Annotated in this window: 16 protein-coding genes; 5 read left to right on the top strand and 11 right to left on the bottom strand. The window is 73.5% G+C overall.

Annotated features, from left to right (window positions below; all coding sequences use genetic code 11):
* Positions 1-40 precede the first annotated feature (40 nt).
* Complete coding sequence (locus ACU436_RS06625) at positions 41-967, top strand: NAD(P)/FAD-dependent oxidoreductase (protein WP_459022736.1); 927 nt, start codon at positions 41-43, stop codon at positions 965-967.
* 91 nt (positions 968-1,058) lie between these two features.
* Here ACU436_RS06625 and ACU436_RS06620 read toward each other — a convergent pair whose 3' ends face one another.
* Entirely contained in the window at positions 1,059-2,675 is a 1,617-nt protein-coding gene (locus ACU436_RS06620; protein ID WP_459022735.1) for an ABC-F family ATP-binding cassette domain-containing protein, read from the bottom strand.
* 114 nt (positions 2,676-2,789) lie between these two features.
* Positions 2,790-3,092: a PASTA domain-containing protein gene (locus ACU436_RS06615; protein WP_459022733.1), complete on the bottom strand. Its 303-nt coding sequence runs from the start codon at positions 3,090-3,092 to the stop codon at positions 2,790-2,792.
* A gap of 124 nt (positions 3,093-3,216) precedes the next feature.
* On the opposite strand from ACU436_RS06615, the gene ACU436_RS06610 reads away from it, so the two are divergent.
* The gene (locus ACU436_RS06610) at positions 3,217-3,888 is read left to right on the top strand and encodes an endonuclease V (protein ID WP_459022731.1); all 672 of its coding nucleotides are present in this window, start codon (positions 3,217-3,219) and stop codon (positions 3,886-3,888) included.
* A 191-nt stretch (positions 3,889-4,079) separates the two neighbouring features.
* Positions 4,080-4,664: a helix-turn-helix domain-containing protein gene (locus tag ACU436_RS06605; protein WP_459022729.1), complete on the top strand. Its 585-nt coding sequence runs from the start codon at positions 4,080-4,082 to the stop codon at positions 4,662-4,664.
* Here ACU436_RS06605 and ACU436_RS06600 read toward each other — a convergent pair.
* From ACU436_RS06600 to ACU436_RS06575, 6 genes are all read right to left on the bottom strand, one after another.
* Positions 4,651-4,944, bottom strand: a complete 294-nt coding sequence (locus tag ACU436_RS06600) for an alpha/beta fold hydrolase (RefSeq protein WP_459022727.1) — start codon at positions 4,942-4,944, stop codon at positions 4,651-4,653. The two genes, ACU436_RS06605 and ACU436_RS06600, sit on opposite strands and share 14 nt — an antisense overlap.
* Positions 4,945-5,019: 75 nt before the next feature.
* Positions 5,020-6,213 (bottom strand): RNA polymerase sigma factor, encoded by a 1,194-nt coding sequence (locus ACU436_RS06595; protein ID WP_459022725.1) that lies wholly within the window; start codon positions 6,211-6,213, stop codon positions 5,020-5,022.
* Positions 6,214-6,217: 4 nt separating this feature from the next.
* Positions 6,218-6,559 carry a YciI family protein gene (locus ACU436_RS06590; protein ID WP_459022723.1) on the bottom strand — a complete coding sequence of 114 codons (342 nt, stop codon included), beginning with the start codon at positions 6,557-6,559 and terminating at the stop codon, positions 6,218-6,220.
* A gap of 70 nt (positions 6,560-6,629) precedes the next feature.
* Entirely contained in the window at positions 6,630-7,055 is a 426-nt protein-coding gene (locus ACU436_RS06585; protein ID WP_459022721.1) for a MerR family transcriptional regulator, read from the bottom strand.
* Positions 7,052-7,396 (bottom strand): hypothetical protein, encoded by a 345-nt coding sequence (locus tag ACU436_RS06580; protein WP_459022720.1) that lies wholly within the window; start codon positions 7,394-7,396, stop codon positions 7,052-7,054. The genes ACU436_RS06585 and ACU436_RS06580 overlap by 4 nt, the downstream gene beginning before the upstream one ends.
* Positions 7,397-7,441: 45 nt before the next feature.
* Positions 7,442-8,062, bottom strand: coding sequence for a class I SAM-dependent methyltransferase (locus ACU436_RS06575; RefSeq protein ID WP_459022718.1), 621 nt, complete (start codon positions 8,060-8,062; stop codon positions 7,442-7,444).
* A 247-nt stretch (positions 8,063-8,309) separates the two neighbouring features.
* Here ACU436_RS06575 and ACU436_RS06570 point away from each other — a divergent pair, with 247 nt between their 5' ends.
* On the top strand, positions 8,310-9,227 hold the full coding sequence (locus ACU436_RS06570; protein WP_459022716.1) for an NAD-dependent epimerase/dehydratase family protein: 918 nt from the start codon (positions 8,310-8,312) through the stop codon (positions 9,225-9,227).
* A 57-nt stretch (positions 9,228-9,284) separates the two neighbouring features.
* On the opposite strand, the gene ACU436_RS06565 is transcribed toward ACU436_RS06570, so the two are convergent.
* Entirely contained in the window at positions 9,285-9,935 is a 651-nt protein-coding gene (locus ACU436_RS06565; protein WP_459022714.1) for a TetR/AcrR family transcriptional regulator, read from the bottom strand.
* Positions 9,936-10,087: 152 nt separating this feature from the next.
* Between ACU436_RS06565 and ACU436_RS06560 the strand changes: the two genes are divergently transcribed.
* The gene (locus tag ACU436_RS06560; RefSeq protein ID WP_459022712.1) at positions 10,088-11,632 is read left to right on the top strand and encodes a DHA2 family efflux MFS transporter permease subunit; all 1,545 of its coding nucleotides are present in this window, start codon (positions 10,088-10,090) and stop codon (positions 11,630-11,632) included.
* A 41-nt stretch (positions 11,633-11,673) separates the two neighbouring features.
* On the opposite strand, the gene ACU436_RS06555 is transcribed toward ACU436_RS06560, so the two are convergent.
* Both ACU436_RS06555 and ACU436_RS06550 read right to left on the bottom strand, forming a co-directional pair.
* Positions 11,674-12,807: an FAD-dependent monooxygenase gene (locus ACU436_RS06555; RefSeq protein ID WP_459022711.1), complete on the bottom strand. Its 1,134-nt coding sequence runs from the start codon at positions 12,805-12,807 to the stop codon at positions 11,674-11,676.
* Positions 12,808-13,109: 302 nt separating this feature from the next.
* Positions 13,110-15,335 (bottom strand): heavy metal translocating P-type ATPase, encoded by a 2,226-nt coding sequence (locus ACU436_RS06550; RefSeq protein WP_459022709.1) that lies wholly within the window; start codon positions 15,333-15,335, stop codon positions 13,110-13,112.
* Position 15,336 lies beyond the last annotated feature (1 nt).

Below are 15,336 nucleotides of genomic sequence, written 5' to 3'. Positions count from 1 at the left end.
TCGTTGCCGAACCCGGTCCGGCACGCGGATCCTCCGGTGCATGGACGAGTTCGATGTGGTGGTGGCGGGCGGCGGTGCGGCCGGCCTGAACGCGGCGCTCGTGCTGGCCCGAGCCCGCCGGCGGGTGGCGGTGATCGACGCGGGCGACCCGCGCAACGCGCCGGCCACCCACATGCAGGGCTTCCTCTCACGGGACGGGATGGCCCCGGCCCGGCTGCTCGAGGTGGGGCGGGCCGAGGTGACGGGCTACGGCGGTGAGATCGTCGCCGGCCGCGTCGAGCGGATCGACCCCGGCTTCGTGCTGCACCTGGCGGGTGGCCGCACGCTGGGCGCCCGCCGTGTGCTCGTCGCCACCGGCCTGCGCGACGAGCTCCCCGACGTGGCCGGCCTGCGCGAGCGGTGGGCCCGGGACGTGCTGCACTGCCCGTACTGCCACGGCTACGAGGTGCGCGACCGGCCGCTCGGCGTCCTGGGCGCGCTGCACCTCGGGCTCCTGCTGCCGCAGTGGTCGGCGGACGTCGTGTTCTTCCCGCACCGGGCCAGGCTCGCCGCCGACGAGCGGGAGCAACTGCTCGCCCGGGGCGTGCAGATCGCCGACGGTGAGGTGACCGGCCTCGCGGTGGAGGGCGACGCCCTGCGCGGGGTGGAGCTGGCCGCCGGGCGGGTCGTGCCGCGGGAGGTGCTGTTCGTCGGTCCCCGGTTCGTCCCGCGCGACGACCTGCTGGCCGGGCTGGGCTGCGCGACCGGCGAGGACGGACGGGTCCGCACCGACCCGACCGGCCGTACGAGCGTGCCCGGCGTCTGGGCGGCGGGGAACGTCGTGGACGTGCGCGCCCAGGTGGTGACTGCGGCCGGGATGGGCTCGGCGGCGGCCATCGCGCTCAACGCGGACCTGGTGCAGGAGGACGTCCAGCGCGCGGTCGCGGCCCAGCGCCAGGTGGCCGGGGCGGCCGCCGAACAGGGCTGACCGCGACTCGCGTGCACTCAGAGCCCGACTCGCGGAGGAGGTGGGCCCCCCTCTTCCGCGAGTCGCGCTCTCGATGCACGCGAGTCGGGTTTCAGCGGCCGTCGGGCGGGCCCGCCTCGCGCAGCCTCCCGTCCGCGAGCCGGAGCCGGCGGTTCACCCCGATCTCGGCGAGGAAGCGTTCGTCGTGGCTCACCACCACGAACGCGCCCTCGTACGCGACCAGCGCGCTCTCCAGCTGGCCGACGCTGACGAGGTCGAGGTTGTTCGTCGGCTCGTCCAGGAGGAGGAGCTGGGGTGCGGGCTCGGCGAACAGCACGCACGCGAGGGTGGCCCGCAGCCGCTCGCCGCCGGAGAGCGCGCGGATCGGCAGGTGGATGCGCGCGCCGCGGAAGAGGAAGCGGGCGAGCAGGTGCATCCGCCGCGACGGCGGCATCGCCGGTGCGGCGGCGGCCAGGCTCTCCACGACCGTCCGGTCCGGGTCGAGCAGGTCCAACCGCTGGGACAGGTGGGCGATGCGCCCGTCGGCGCGGCCGGTCGTGCCGGCGTCGGGCGGCAGCTCGCCGTCGACCACCCGGAGCAGCGTGGACTTGCCCGCACCGTTGGGGCCGGTCAGCGCGATGCGCTCCGGTCCGCGGATGGCCAGGTCGATCCCGCCGTCCGCGAAGAGGTCGCGGACCCGGATGCCCTCGCCGACGAACACGGTGCGCCCGGCAGGCACGCGGGTCTCCGGCAGCTCCAGCACGATCTTCTGCTCGTCGCGCACGGCCTGGCTCGCCTCGTCGAGCCGGGTGCGCGCCGCCCCGACCCGCGCGGCGTGGGTGCCGTCCGCCTTACCGGCGGACTCCTGCGCCCGGCGCTGCCGCGCCCCGGCGAGGATCTTGGGCAGCCCGGCGTCCTTGATGTTGCGGGCGGCGGTGCTCGCCCGGCGCGCGGCTCGCTCGCGGGCCTGCTGCATCTCCCGCTTCTCGCGCTTGACCTCCTGCTCGGCGTTGCGCACGTTCCGCTCGGCGACCTCCTGCTCCGCCGTCACGGCCTCGGCGTACGCCGTGAAGCCGCCGCCGAAGAAGCGGACGTCCCCGGCGTCCAGCTCGGCGATCCGGTCCATCCGGTCGAGCAGCGCGCGGTCGTGGCTGACCAGCAGCAGGCAGCCGCCCCAGTCGTCGAGCACGTCGTGGAGGGAGCGGCGGGCGTCGAGGTCGAGGTTGTTGGTCGGCTCGTCGAGCAGCAGGACGTCGGGCCGCTTCAGCAGCTGCCCGGCCAGCCCGAGGGAGACGACCTGGCCGCCCGACAGCGTTCCGAGGCGCCGGGTGAGCTCCACGGCGGCGAGCCCGAGCCGGTCGAGCTGGGCGCGGGTGCGCTCCTCGACGTCCCAGTCGGTGCCGATCGTCGTGAAGTGCTCCTCGCTCGCGTCGCCCGCCTCGACGGCGTGCAGGGCCGCGAGCACGGGCGCGATCCCGAGCACCTCGGCCACGCTGAGCTCGCCGGTGAACGGGAGCTCCTGCGGGAGGTAGCCGAGCACCCCGTCGACGGTGACGGAGCCGCCGCCGGGCGTCAGCTTCCCGGCGATCAGCCGCAGCAGCGTGCTCTTCCCGGCGCCGTTCGGCGCGACGAGACCGGTACGGCCGCCGGTGACGGTGAACGAGAGGTCCTGGAACACCGGCGTGTCATCGGGCCAGGAGAAGGACAGGTGGGAACAGACGATCGACATGCGGCAGCCTTCACGAGGGGTGGAGGGGGTACGGGGAATCGGCGAACTGCTCCGGGATCACCCGGAGATGTCGTCGTCCCCTGCGCCTGCCACGCCATCGACCCTAACAGGGCATTACGCCGGCGTCTTCGAACCCGAGGGGTCGCGCGGGCCGGGAGGGGGCGTGCTGAGCCGGCGTCCGCCACCCCCGCCCCCTCCGCCGCCGCCCGTGTCGACGGCGATGGCGACCGGATGGGCGGGAGCGACCCGGGTGCCCGCGCTGGGAGTCTGCGCGACCACCGTGCCCGCGAGGGGGAGCGGCTCGTCGGGGTCGGCCGTGACCACGACGACCCTCGCCTCGAAGGCGAGCTCGTGCGCGTCGCTCACCTCCAGCCCGACGAGGGCCGGCACCAGCACCTTCTCGTCCTGATCGCTCACGACTCCGGTGTACCCGATTGATCCCGATCGGGCACGGTCGGCTGGTTTCGCCGGTCTGCGCGGCGCCGGAGAACGCGCTCGAATGTCACCCATTCGTGTCGAGAAGCCGATAACGTTCCTGCACGTGCATCTGCATGCTCTCGGGCCGACGCCGGCCACCCTCGACGAGGCCGCAGCGCAGCAGGACCGGCTGCGCCCGCTGATCGACGCCACCGGCCCCGGCCCCTCCGATCCGAGCACCGTGGCCGGCATCGACGTGGCGCACCAGGACGGCACCGACGACGTGGTGGCCGCCGTCGTCGTGCTGGACGCCACCACGTTGCGACCGGTCGAGACCCGCACCGCCCGCGGGCCCGCCGGCCACCCGTACGTCCCCGGGTTCCTCGCGCTCCGCGAACTGCCGGTGGTCACGGCCGCGCTGGAGGAGCTGGAGCGGGCCCCGGACCTGATCGTGTGCGACGGCGCAGGCGTCGCGCACCCGCGCCGGTTCGGCCTGGCCTGCCACGTCGGGCTGCTCACCGACGTGCCGACCATCGGGGTGGCGAAGTCGCCGCCGATGCCGTTCGAGATGCCGAAGCCCGCACGCGGATCCTGGACGCCCCAGGTCGACGGCGACGAGGTGCTCGGGCGGGCACTGCGCACACAACACGGCGTCCAGCCGGTGTTCGTGTCGGTGGGGCACCGGATCGGGCTCGACGCGGCGTGCGACGTGGTGCTGCGCCTGGCCCGCCATCGGCTCCCCGAGACCACCCGTCGTGCCGACCGGATCGCCCGGGACGCCGCGTTGCGCGTCTAGTGTCCCGAACCGGAAGTCCACCACATAACTCGACGGCCCAGCTTCCCGGGTGATCGGTCCGGGATGCGCCGCAGCGCCCCGCCGGGGTCATCGAGGCGCATGTCGCAACGATCGCTCGCCGATCGGTTCGGAACCGCTCGTCCAGAGGCGCTCCCGGCAACGCCGGTGTGCTGTTCCGGCACGATGGGAGGGTGGACGAGGAACTGGACATCGTGCTCGGTGCGGTCGGGCCGCGGCTGCGCGCCATCCGCAAGCGCCGTGGCGTGACGATCACGGACGTGGCTGCGACGACCGGGATCTCCGCCAGCACGCTCTCCCGGCTCGAGAGCGGGGGACGCCGACCGAACCTGGAGCTGCTCCTGCCGCTCGCGCGGGTCTACGGCGTGGCACTCGACGAGCTCGTCGGGGCACCGCAGACCGGCGACCCGCGGGTCCACTTCCGCCCGGTGAGCCGCCACGGGATGACGCACATCCCGCTGAGCACGCGCGCGGGCGGGCTGCAGGCGTTCAAGCTGATCATCCCGGCCCGCGCCGAGGAGCCCGACCCGAAGACCCACGAGGGGTACGAGTGGCTCTACGTCCTCGACGGCAGGCTCCGGCTGGTCCTCGGCGACAACGATCTCGTGCTCGGCGCGGGTGAGGCCGCCGAGTTCGACACGCACCTCCCGCACTGGATGGCGTCCGCGGGCCCCGGCCCGGTGGAGCTCCTCGTGCTGTTCGGGGTGCAGGGGGAGCGGGCCCACCTGCGAGTGCGGCCCCGCGTCAGCGAGCGGTGAGGAACTCCAGGATCGGCGCGGTCAGCCCGGGCAGGAGGTGCCCGACGCCGGGCAGGACCCGCACCGTGGCCGACGGCACGAGCCGCGAGAGCCGCTCGGCGCTGCGGGGGGAGTCGATGAAGGTGTCCCGGGCGCCGAGGATCGCCAGCACCGGCATGGTGGCCCGGCGCAATGCCGCGTCGTCGACCACCGGGACGGGTTCACGGCGGTAGCGGAAGTGCTGGGAGACGAGCCGGACGAACTCGGCCGACCCGGGCTGCGTGCGCACCTGTGGCCCCATGAGCACCTCCAGCGACTTTCCGCTTGCCCCACTCGCCGAACGGCTTCTTCAACACGCTCCCAGCGGCCGCGGCGGTCACGTCCAGCCGATGCGGTCCTCGAGGAGGGCGCGCTGAGCGGGGTTCGCGGTGAGGTCGAGGGCGCGACGGTCGGCCTCTCGCGCCTCCTCGGGTTCCCCGAGCGCCCTGAGCAGCTCCGCGCGGGTGGCGTGGAGGAGTGGGTACCGGTCGAGGACCCCGGCGAGACCGTCGAGCTCGCGCATCGCGGCCTCCGCGCCGGCGGCGTAGCGGAGGGCGATCGCGCGGTGCAGCCGCGTCACGGGTGACGGGGCCGTGGCGAGCAGCATGTCGTAGAGGACGACGATCTGCGCCCAGTCGGTGTCCTCCCACCGCGGGGCCTCGGCATGGCAGGCGACGATCGCGGCCTGCAGCTGGTAGGGCCCCGGCCGGTGGAGCGCTGCGGCGCGGGCGATGAGCTGACCGGCGTCGGCGATGGCGGCGTGGTCCCACCGGCCGCGGTCCTGGTCGGGCAGCAGGACGATGCGCCCTCCGGTGTCGAACCGGGCGGCGACCCGGGCCTGGTGGAGCCGGACCAACGCGAGCAGCCCGAGGACCTCGGGCTCCCGGGGCAGCGTCCAGGCGAGCGAGGACGCCAGCCACTCCGCGTCCTCGGCCAGCCGCCGGGACCACCCCCCGTCGCCGGTGGAGGACAGGTAGCCCTCGTTGTAGAGCAGGTAGACGACGGTGAGGACCTCGTTCAGCCGCTCCGGCAGCTCCGCGTCGGACGGGATGCGGTACGGGATCCCGGCGTCGGTGATCTTGCGCTTCGCCCGGGTGATCCGCTGCGCCACCGTGCTCTCCGGCACCAGGAACGCCGCGGCGATCTGGGCCGTCGTCAGGCCGCAGATCGTGCGGAGGGTGAGCGCTATCTGCGCCGGCCGCGGGAGCGCGGGGTGGCAGCAGGTGAACAGCAGCCGCAGCCGGTCGTCGGGTTCCGTCCGGGACGGCCACTGCAGCTGGGCGAGCTTCTCGCGGTAGCGGGCCTGGCGGCGCAGCACGTCGAGCCCGCGGTTGCGGGCGACGGTGAAGAGCCACGCATCCGGGCGGTCCGGGATGCCCTCGACCGGCCAGCGCCGCAGGGCGGTCTCGACCGCGTCCTGCACGAGGTCCTCCGCGGCGGAGAAGTCGCCGAGCAGGTGCACCAGCGACGCCGCGAGCCGGCCCGCGTGCTCGCGCACCACGCGGGCCAGCTCGTCGTGCGGGCCGTCCACGCGGTCAGGAATCGGCCGGGCGGAGCTCGATGACCGGGCACGCGGGCCAGGAGCGGGCCATCGCAAGGGCCTCGTCGAGGTCGGCGACCTCGACCTCGACGACGCCGCTGACGATCTCCTTGCCCTCGACGAACGGCCCGTCGGTCACCTCGGTGCGGCCGTCCACCTTGCGCATGGTGGTGGCGGTGTGCGGCGGCTGCAGGTGGACGTGGTGGGTGATCCGCGCGGCGTTGTCGGCGAACCAGCGCCCCACGTCCTCGTAGGCCGCCCGGCGGTCCGCGTCGCTCATCGCGGCCAGGTCCTCGGCGTACTGCGCGGTCTCGGCGAACATCAGCACGTACTTCACGGATCGTCACTCCTCGGTTCCGGTGCCCCACCCCGATGACGTTCGGGAGCGCGCCCGGTTCGACGGCCGGCTACCCGGACGGGCTCGGGTCGAGCTCGGTGAACGGGATCGGGCAGGCCGGGTCGCACGAGCATTCGGCCAGATCGTGGCACTCCGCCCCGATCACGGAGATCAGGGTGGCGCGGACCTGCGTCAGGTGGTCGATCTTCGCGTCGACCTCGGCCAGCTTGGCGGTGGCGGCGGCCCGCAGGCCGGGTCGCGGCCCGCGGTGGGAGCCGACCTCGATCAGCTCGGCGATCTCGGTGAGGGTGAACCCGAGCCGGGCCAGCCCGCGGATCACCCGTAGCACCGTGACCGCATGCGGGCCGTACTCGCGGTGCCCGCCGAGGCTGCGCCGCGGCTCGGGCAGCAGGCCGCGGCGCTCGTAGTAGCGCAGCGTCTGCACGTTCACCCCGGCCGCCCTGGCCAGCTGCCCCGACCGCAGCGTCCCACTCACGCGCCCGGAGCCGTTCCGGCCCTCGCGGCGGCGGCCACGGCCTGCCGGGCGATGCCGTCCAGCACCGCGACCCGCGCGGCGGGGACGCGCACGTCCAGCACCAGGCCGTCCGGTGCCGTGCTGATCTCGAAGGCGAAGAACGAGCAGCACGAGGACTCGCGGGCCACCAGGTCCTCGATCTCGGCGTCCCGGTCGAACGTCAACCGCAGCCGATCCGGTTCCGGCCGCGCCACGCCGACCAACGCGGTCGCGAACAGGACATCGAACTCGGCCTCGCGCAGCGGCTGCTCCTCGGTCGGCAACGTGCAGGCGTCCACCGGAGCCCATGCGGGTTCACTCATGGCACCACGCTAAGTCCGTACCCGAGTACCGGATGCAAGCCGAGCTCAGGGCTTCCTGGCGACGACGCGCTCCACGATGCCCGCCTTGAAGCGTTCCTGCCGCTCGATGACGAACCCGTTCCCGCGCACGTGGAGGACCGGTCGGCGGCGGAAGTTCTCCCCGGCCATCGGGATCATCACTAGCTCGAGCAGCCACTGCAACAGCCGTACCGGCGCGGACGTGCTGACGACGTGATCGGCCAGGCGCAGCTGCCCGCCGGGCCGCAGCACGCGCCACATCTCCGCGACGGCGCGGCGCTCGTCCGGGATGGCGCACAGCGAGAACGTGGACACCACCGTGTCGAACGAGGCGTCGGGGAACTCCAACCGGTGCGCGTCGCCGACCTGCAGGGTGACCGCGCGCCCGCTCGCCGCAGCACGCCGCCCGGCGTGCTCGAGCATCTGCGGGCTGAGGTCGACGCCCGTCAGCGAGACGTCCGCGGGGTAGCTGTCGAGGTTCAGCCCGGTGCCGACGCCCACCTCGAGCACGTCGCCGACCGCCCCGCCGCAGACCCACTGCCGGCTGTCACCGAAGAACCTCCGCTCGGCGAACGCCATCTGCTTGTCGTACGAGCCGGAGTGCTCGTCCCAGTAGCGGCGCAGCCGCTCGACATCGGGGCCTCGCATGCGTACTCATCCCCCTCGGGGTGCGCGTTCAGCGTCGTCACAGGTGGGCGGTGGAGACTCGGGAGCAGTGGCAGAGGTGGTGAGGCGAATGGGAGCAGGACGTGTGGACGTCCTCGCCGCCGAGCACCCCACCCACACCATCAGCCTAGGGATCGTCGCGGCGGTGGTGGCCGCGCTGGTAGCGCGGCCGCCGGCGCCCGAGTGGTGACGCCCCTCCCGGCAGGCACTCTCTCCGAAGGTCTTCGACATGTCTCAGCTTCGATATCTCGTCACCGGCGGCCGTGGGTTCATCGGCCGCCACGTCATCCGCCATCTGGCGGCCCAGGGCGCCGACGTGCACGCCACGACCCGAACCCAGCCGCATGAGCAGGCCGGTGTCCGGTGGTGGTGCGTCGACCTGACCGACGCCCGGGCCACCAACGTCGTCATGCAGCAGGTGCGCCCCGACGTCGTCATCCACCTCGCCAGCCGGGCCGAAGGTGCTCGCAGCCTGTCGCTCGTGGTGCCGATGCTCAACGACAACGTCATGAGCGCGGTGAACGTGATGTCCGCGGCGGCGGACGTGCCGGGCTGCCGCGTGGTGCTGGCCGGCTCGCTCGAGGAGCACTCCGACCTCGAACCGGGCTCGGGGGCGCGGTCGCCATACTCGGCGTCCAAGATCGCGGCGACGACGTACGCGACCATGTTCCGCGACCTCGTGCAGCTGCCGGTCGTCGTCCTGCGGCTCGGGATGGTCTACGGCCCGGACGACCCGCACACCACCAGGCTGGTGCCCTATGTCGTGGACAGCCTCCTCCACGGGGTCGCGCCGTCGGTGTCCAGCGGTGTGCGCCGCATCGACTGGGTGTACGTGGACGACGTCGTCGACGCGCTGCTCGCCGCGGCGGTCGAGCCCGCGGCGCTCGGGCGCGTCCTGGACATCGGCACCGGCGACCTGGCGACGATCCGTGACGCCGTCTCCCTGATCGCCGACGTTCTGGGCACGCGCGTCGCACCGAGGTTCGGGCAGCTGCCCGACCGCCCCGGGGACCGCGACCTCGTCGCCGATCCCGCGCCGGCACTGCGCTACCTCGGGTGGTGCGCGCGGACGAGCCTGCGCGCGGGGGTGGGAAGAACCGTCGACTGGCACGCCCGGCAGGCGTTCGGGACGGCCGCGAGCGCCTGACGGCGTCGGGGCGCCGCAGGAGCGCCCTGAACGACTCGGGCCTACTGCGCGGCGTCGCTACGGCCGGAGCTGTTCAGGAACCTCCTGGGCATCGACGAGGAGCGAGAGCAGCTGGTCGATGCTCCGCGCCAGCTGCGCGTGGATCTCCCCGGTGCCGTGGCAGAGGTGGATGGCAACCCGGCCGTGGACGGAGCTGAAGACCATCGCGCCGGCGTCGCGGCTGGACAGGCGGACCCCGAGACCGGCGTCCCGGCAGCGTTCGAAGCCCGCGACGAACAGGCCGACGACGCGGCCGAGCGGGGTCGTCAACGGGTCCGGTGGCGGGCTCGGGCGGGCATCCGGGCGTCGGAACAGGATCCGGTAGTGACCCGGGTTCGCGAGGGCGAAGTCGCAGTAGGCCAGGAGCTGAGCACGCAGCTGCTCGACGGGGTCGGCCCGGTCGGCGCCTGCGCGTTCGAGTAGCGCGAGCAGCCGTGCACATTCGTACTCGTGCAGGCGGTCGGCGAGCGCGTTCAGGTCTCGGAAGTGCTGGTAGATGCTGCCTGGGGCAACACCGGTCGCCCGGGCCACCCCGCGGATGCTCAGGCCGGCCTCACCGCCGAGCTCGGAGAGCAGGCCGCTGGCCGCCTCCAGGATCTCGGTGCGCAGCCGTTCACCCTCGCCCCAGGGGTTGCGGGTGCGCCTGACGTGCTCGGCCGCGGGTGTCATGGCCGACATTGTCCCTGGTCGTGCGGGGTCGTGACGGGCTCGTTCGGCGGGTCGCGCCGATTCGCTCACACGTGGCTCCACGTGGTTCGCAGTTGATGTACGTTCGTTCACCGACTTGGTGAACGAACGTACATCAACTGGGGGCATTCGGCGTGACCACTGTGCGGGAGGCCGGCCCCGGTGCCGGGCGGGCGGGTGCCGGGCGTGCGGCGGACCGTCCTCGCAGCTGGTTCGTGCCCCTGCTGGTGGTGACCCTGGGCTCGTTCCTGTCGGCGCTGGACACGAGCAGCGTGAACGTCGCCCTGCCCTCCATCGAGCGTGCGTTGAGCGCCAGCGCGGACGACGGGCGCTGGGTGTCCACCGGCTACTCGCTCGCCATGGGGGTGGCGATCCCGCTCAGCAAGTGGCTGGGCGACAGGATCGGCATCTCCCGGCTCTACGTCATCTGCCTGGCCATGTTCACGGCCGGTTCGGCGCTGTGCGGGCTGGCGTGGAACATCGGCAGCATGATCGTGTTCCGGGTCGTGCAGGGTGCGCCCGGCGGCCTGCTGGGCGTGCTCGGCATGACGTTGTTGTTCGCGACGGTGCCACGGGAGAAGATCGGGATGGCGATGGGCCTCTACGGCCTGGGCATCATCGTCGCGCCGGGTGTCGGCCCCGCGATGGGTGGCTGGTTCGTGGAGAACTCCACCTGGCAGATGATCTTCTTTGTCAAGATCCCGATCGGGATCGCTGCCGTGGTGGCGGCGTGGAGGATCCTGCCCCGGTCCGGCTCGACCGGCCGGCCGTCGTTCGACCTGTGGGGTTTCGTCACCGTCGCTGCCGCGTTGGCGGCCCTCCTGGTGGCCACCGCCCAGGGGAACGACTGGGGGTGGACCAGCTATCCGACGGTGATCCTGTTGATCACCAGCGTGCTGGCCTTCGCGCTGTTCGTGGTCATCGAGAACGAGGTGCGCACACCCCTGCTGGACCTGAAGGTGTTCCGGTCGCGGCCGTACACCATCGGGTTGCTGATCGTCGTGATGGTCACGGTGGCCATGTTCGGCTCGCTGTTCTACATCCCGCAGCTCCTGCTGGGCGTGATGGGGCTCGACGCGCTCGACGCCGGCTTGGTGATGATGCCCTCCGCGCTGGCGATGGCGGCCATGGCGCCGATCGCCGGGCGCCTCTACGATCGCTTCGGCGCGCGCCTTCCGGTGTTCTTCGGGCTGTCCCTCACGACTGTTGCCTGTGTACTGATGGCCCAGGTCACCGCGGATGTCTCGAAGGTCGACATCATCTGGTGGAGCGTGCTGTTCAACCTCGGGGTCGGGGTGTCGATGATGCCGGCGATGAGCGTCGGCATGAACACGCTGCCGCCGGCCCTGATCGCCAGTGGCAGCGCGCTGAACCAGGTGGCGATCCGGTCGGTCTCCGCCCTCGCGGTGGCCGGCCTCGGCGCCGTGCTCACTATCCTCCAGGCCCAGCTGATGGTCGGCGAGAGCGTGCTCATGCCCACCGGACCGACCATGCCTCCGGTCGTCGCCCGCGCCTCCGAGGAGGGCGGGGCGCAACTGCGGGCGCTCTACGCGGCGCTCCAGCTGGACGTGACGGCGACCGCCTTCGCCGACATGTTCCTCGTCCTCGGCGGCTGCGCCGCGATCGGAGCGCTGCTCGGGCTGCTCCTGCCGGGCCGAGGGCGCCCCGGGCCGGTGTGACGGGCCGACCCGGCGTGCGTCGGCGGCAGCGCGCGCCCGCCTCACCGCCAGCCGTAGACCGGATCCATGGAGCGCAGGAACGCGGCGTGCGGGAGGAGGCGGGCCGAGCGGTCGCGCAGGCGGACCGCGATCGGCGAGGATGCCTGCGCGAACCGGCCGGACAGCGCGGACCGGCGTGCGATGGCCCGGGTGCGCGGACGGCGGAGCCGGTCGTAGCGGGCCAGGCCGGGTGCCGGGTCGACCGGTCCGTCGTCGAGCCTGCGGGCGAGCTCGACCGCGTCCTCGAGGGACGTGCAGCCGCCCTGCCCGAGGTCCGGGGTCATGGCGTGGGCGGCGTCGCCGACGAGCGCGACGCGCCGCGTGACGAACGTGCGCAGCGGGGGCAGCCGGTAGACGTCGTGCCGCAGCACGTCCGCGGCCGTGACGCTGGCGAGCAGCTCGGGGATCGGGGCGTGCCAGCCGCTGAACCGCCGCGCCAGCTCGCCCAGCTCGTCGCCGGCGCGCTGGTCGGGCGGGACCGTGGCGGACTGGTAGCAGTAGAACGTGCCGTCGCCGAACGGGAAGATCCCGACCCGCTCCCCGTGGCCCCAGCTCTCGGTCACCTCCGCGTCGATGTCGAGCGCCGGCGTGATGAATCGCCACGTCGTGTACCCGGCGTAGCGGGGACCCCGCGCATCCGGCCACAGGACGTCGCGGATCCGGCTGCGGACCCCGTCGGCGGCCACGACGACGTCGGCGCCGGTCGGACCGCCGCGATGCTCGACGCCGACCTGGTCGGGCCGCTCGACGACGCCGGTGACCTCGGTCGAGAGCGTCACGGTGCCGGGCGGCAGCGCGTCGGCGAGGATCCCCAGCAGCGCAGATCGCCTGATCAGGACGGACGGGCCGTAGCGCTCCACCATCGCCCGCATGTCGGCGCGGAAGAGCCACGTTCCCGCCCGGTCCCGGAAGCCGCCACCCGCTTCGAGCGTGCCCTGCTCGCGGACGCGGTCGCCGACACCGAGCAGGTCGAGCGCGCGCAACGCGTTCGGCCAGAGGGTGATGCCGGCCCCGACCTCCCGCAGCTCGTCGCTGCGTTCGAGGACCCGCACGTCCCAGCCGGCCGAGCGCAGGGCGACGGCGCTCGCGAGACCCCCGATCCCGCCGCCGACCACCACCGCCGTCCTCGTGCTCACGAGGAGAGGATGCCTCAGGAGCGTCCTGAGCAACTCTTCGTCGTGGGTGCCGGGGCCTCGGGCCGTGTCTGGTCGGAGGCGGTGTGGGCGGCCACGATCACGGCTTCGGTGCGGGGGGCGGCCACATTCGGCCGTGGGTGCACCGATCTGCTGATCAAGCCGTTCCCGGTCGAACAGAGCGGCCGCCCTGACGACCACCGCCGCAGCCGATTCGGCAACACGCTCGATGTGCGGCTCATGCCACGGATCGGCTGGCCAGCCGGCCGGGCCGGCCCGGAGCACCCGGGCCGGCCCGGCCACCGTCACCGGAACCGGCGCAGCCGCAGGCTGTTCGCCACGACGAACGCCGAGCTGAAGGCCATCGCGGCCCCGGCGATCATCGGGTTGAGCAGGCCGGCGGCGGCCAGCGGGAGGGCGGCCACGTTGTAGGCGAACGCCCAGAACAGGTTGCCCTTGATCGTGCCGAGCGTCCGGCGGGAGAGCCGGATCGCGTCGGCGGCGGCGCGCAGGTCGCCGCGGACCAGCGTGATGTCGCTGGCCTCGATCGCGACGTCGGTGCCGGTGCCCATGGCCAGCCCCAGGTCGGCCTGGGCGAGCGCGGCGGCGTCGTTGACGCCGTCGCCGACCATCGCGACGGTCTTGCCCTCGTCCTGGAGCTGCTTGACGACGTCGACCTTGTCGGCGGGCAGGACCTCCGCCACGACCTCGTGGATTCCGACCTCGGCAGCCACCGCGCGCGCCGCGGCCTCGTTGTCCCCGGTGAGCAGCACCGGCGTGAGCCCGAGCGCCCGCAGTTGGGCGATGGCCTCCGCCGACGTCGGCTTCACCGTGTCGGCCACCGCCAGCACCGCGCGGGCCGCGCCGTCCCAGGCCACGGCGATCGCGGTGCGGCCGTCGGCCTGCGCCGCCGCCAGGTGGGCGGCGAGGTCGTCGTCGAGCGGCTGGCTCCACCGCTCCAGCAGCGCCGGCCGGCCGGCGAGCACGGCATGCCCGTCGACGATCCCCTGGACCCCGAGGCCCTCGAGGCTGGTGAAGTCCTCGACGGGCGGGAGCGATCCGAGACGCTCGCGGGCACCCCGGGCGATCGCCGCGGCGATCGGGTGCTCGGAGGCGTCCTCCAGCGCTCCGGCGAGCCGCAGGACCTCGTCCTCGTCGACGCCGGCCCCGGCGTGGACGGCGACGAGCTCCATCCGGCCGGTGGTCACGGTGCCCGTCTTGTCCAGCACGACGGTGTCGACCCGGCGGGTGGACTCCAGCACCTCGGGGCCCTTGATCAGGATGCCCAGCTGGGCGCCCCGCCCGGTGCCCACGAGGAGCGCGGTGGGCGTCGCGAGCCCCAACGCGCAGGGGCAGGCGATGATCAGCACGGCGACCGCGGCCGTGAACGCCGCCGCGGCGCCGGCGCCCGTGCCGACCCAGAACCCGAGGGTGGCCGCGGCGAGCGCGATCACGATCGGCACGAACACCCCGGAGATGCGGTCGGCGAGGCGCTGCGCTGCGGCCTTGCCGTTCTGGGCGTCCTCGACCAGCTTCGCCATCTGCGCGAGCTGGGTGTCCGTGCCGACCCGGGCGGCGCGCACGACGAGCCGGCCGCCCGCGTTCACGGTGGCCCCGACGACCGCGTCTCCCGGTCCGACCTCCACCGGTACGGACTCGCCGGTGAGCATCGAGGCGTCCACCGCCGAGGTGCCCTCGTCGACCACGCCGTCGGTGGCGATCTTCTCGCCCGGCCGCACGACGAACCGGTCGCCCACGGCCAGCTGCTCGACCGGGACGCGGGTCTCGGCGCCACCGCGCAGCACCGCGACGTCCTTCGCGCCCAGCTCCAGCAGCGCACGCAGCGCCGCTCCGGCGCGGCGCTTCGACCGGGCCTCGAAGTAGCGGCCGGCCAGGATGAACGTGGTGACGCCCGCGGCGACCTCGAGGTAGATGTTCCCGGCGCCGTCGCTCGGCGAGATCGTCAGCTCGAAGGGGTGCACCATGCCGGGCACCCCCGCCGTGCCGATCAGCAGGGCGTACAGCGACCAGGTGGTGGCAGCGAGCACGCCCATCGAGATCAGCGTGTCCATCGTGGCCGCGCCGTGGCGCAGGTTCGTCCACGCCGCCCGGTGGAACGGCCACGCCGCCCAGGTGACGACCGGTCCGGCGAGTGCGAGGGAGATCCACTGCCAGTAGGTGAACTGCAGCGCCGGAACCATCGCGAGCGCGATGACCGGCACCGCGAGGACCGTGCTGGTGATCAGCCGGTTGCGCAACGGGCGGGTCGGGTCCTCCTCGGACGCCTCGTCATCGGGGGCTGCGGCGCGCCGGGGCAGCTCGGCCGTGTAGCCGGCCGCCTCGACCTGGGCGATCAGGACCGCGGGGTCAACGCCCTCCGGCGCCTCGACGCGTGCCTTCTCGGTGGCGTAGTTGACGCTGGCGGTCACGCCGTCGAGCCTGTTGAGCTTGCGCTCGACCCGGTTGGCGCACGACGCGCAGGTCATGCCGCCGATCGCCAGCTCGACCGCGGTGGCAGGGGTGGTGGTCATC

It is taken from the genome of Pseudonocardia wallangbongensis (assembly GCF_054486945.1).
Note: the sequence above shows the minus strand (reverse complement) of the source record. Positions and strands in the feature narration are given on the sequence as shown.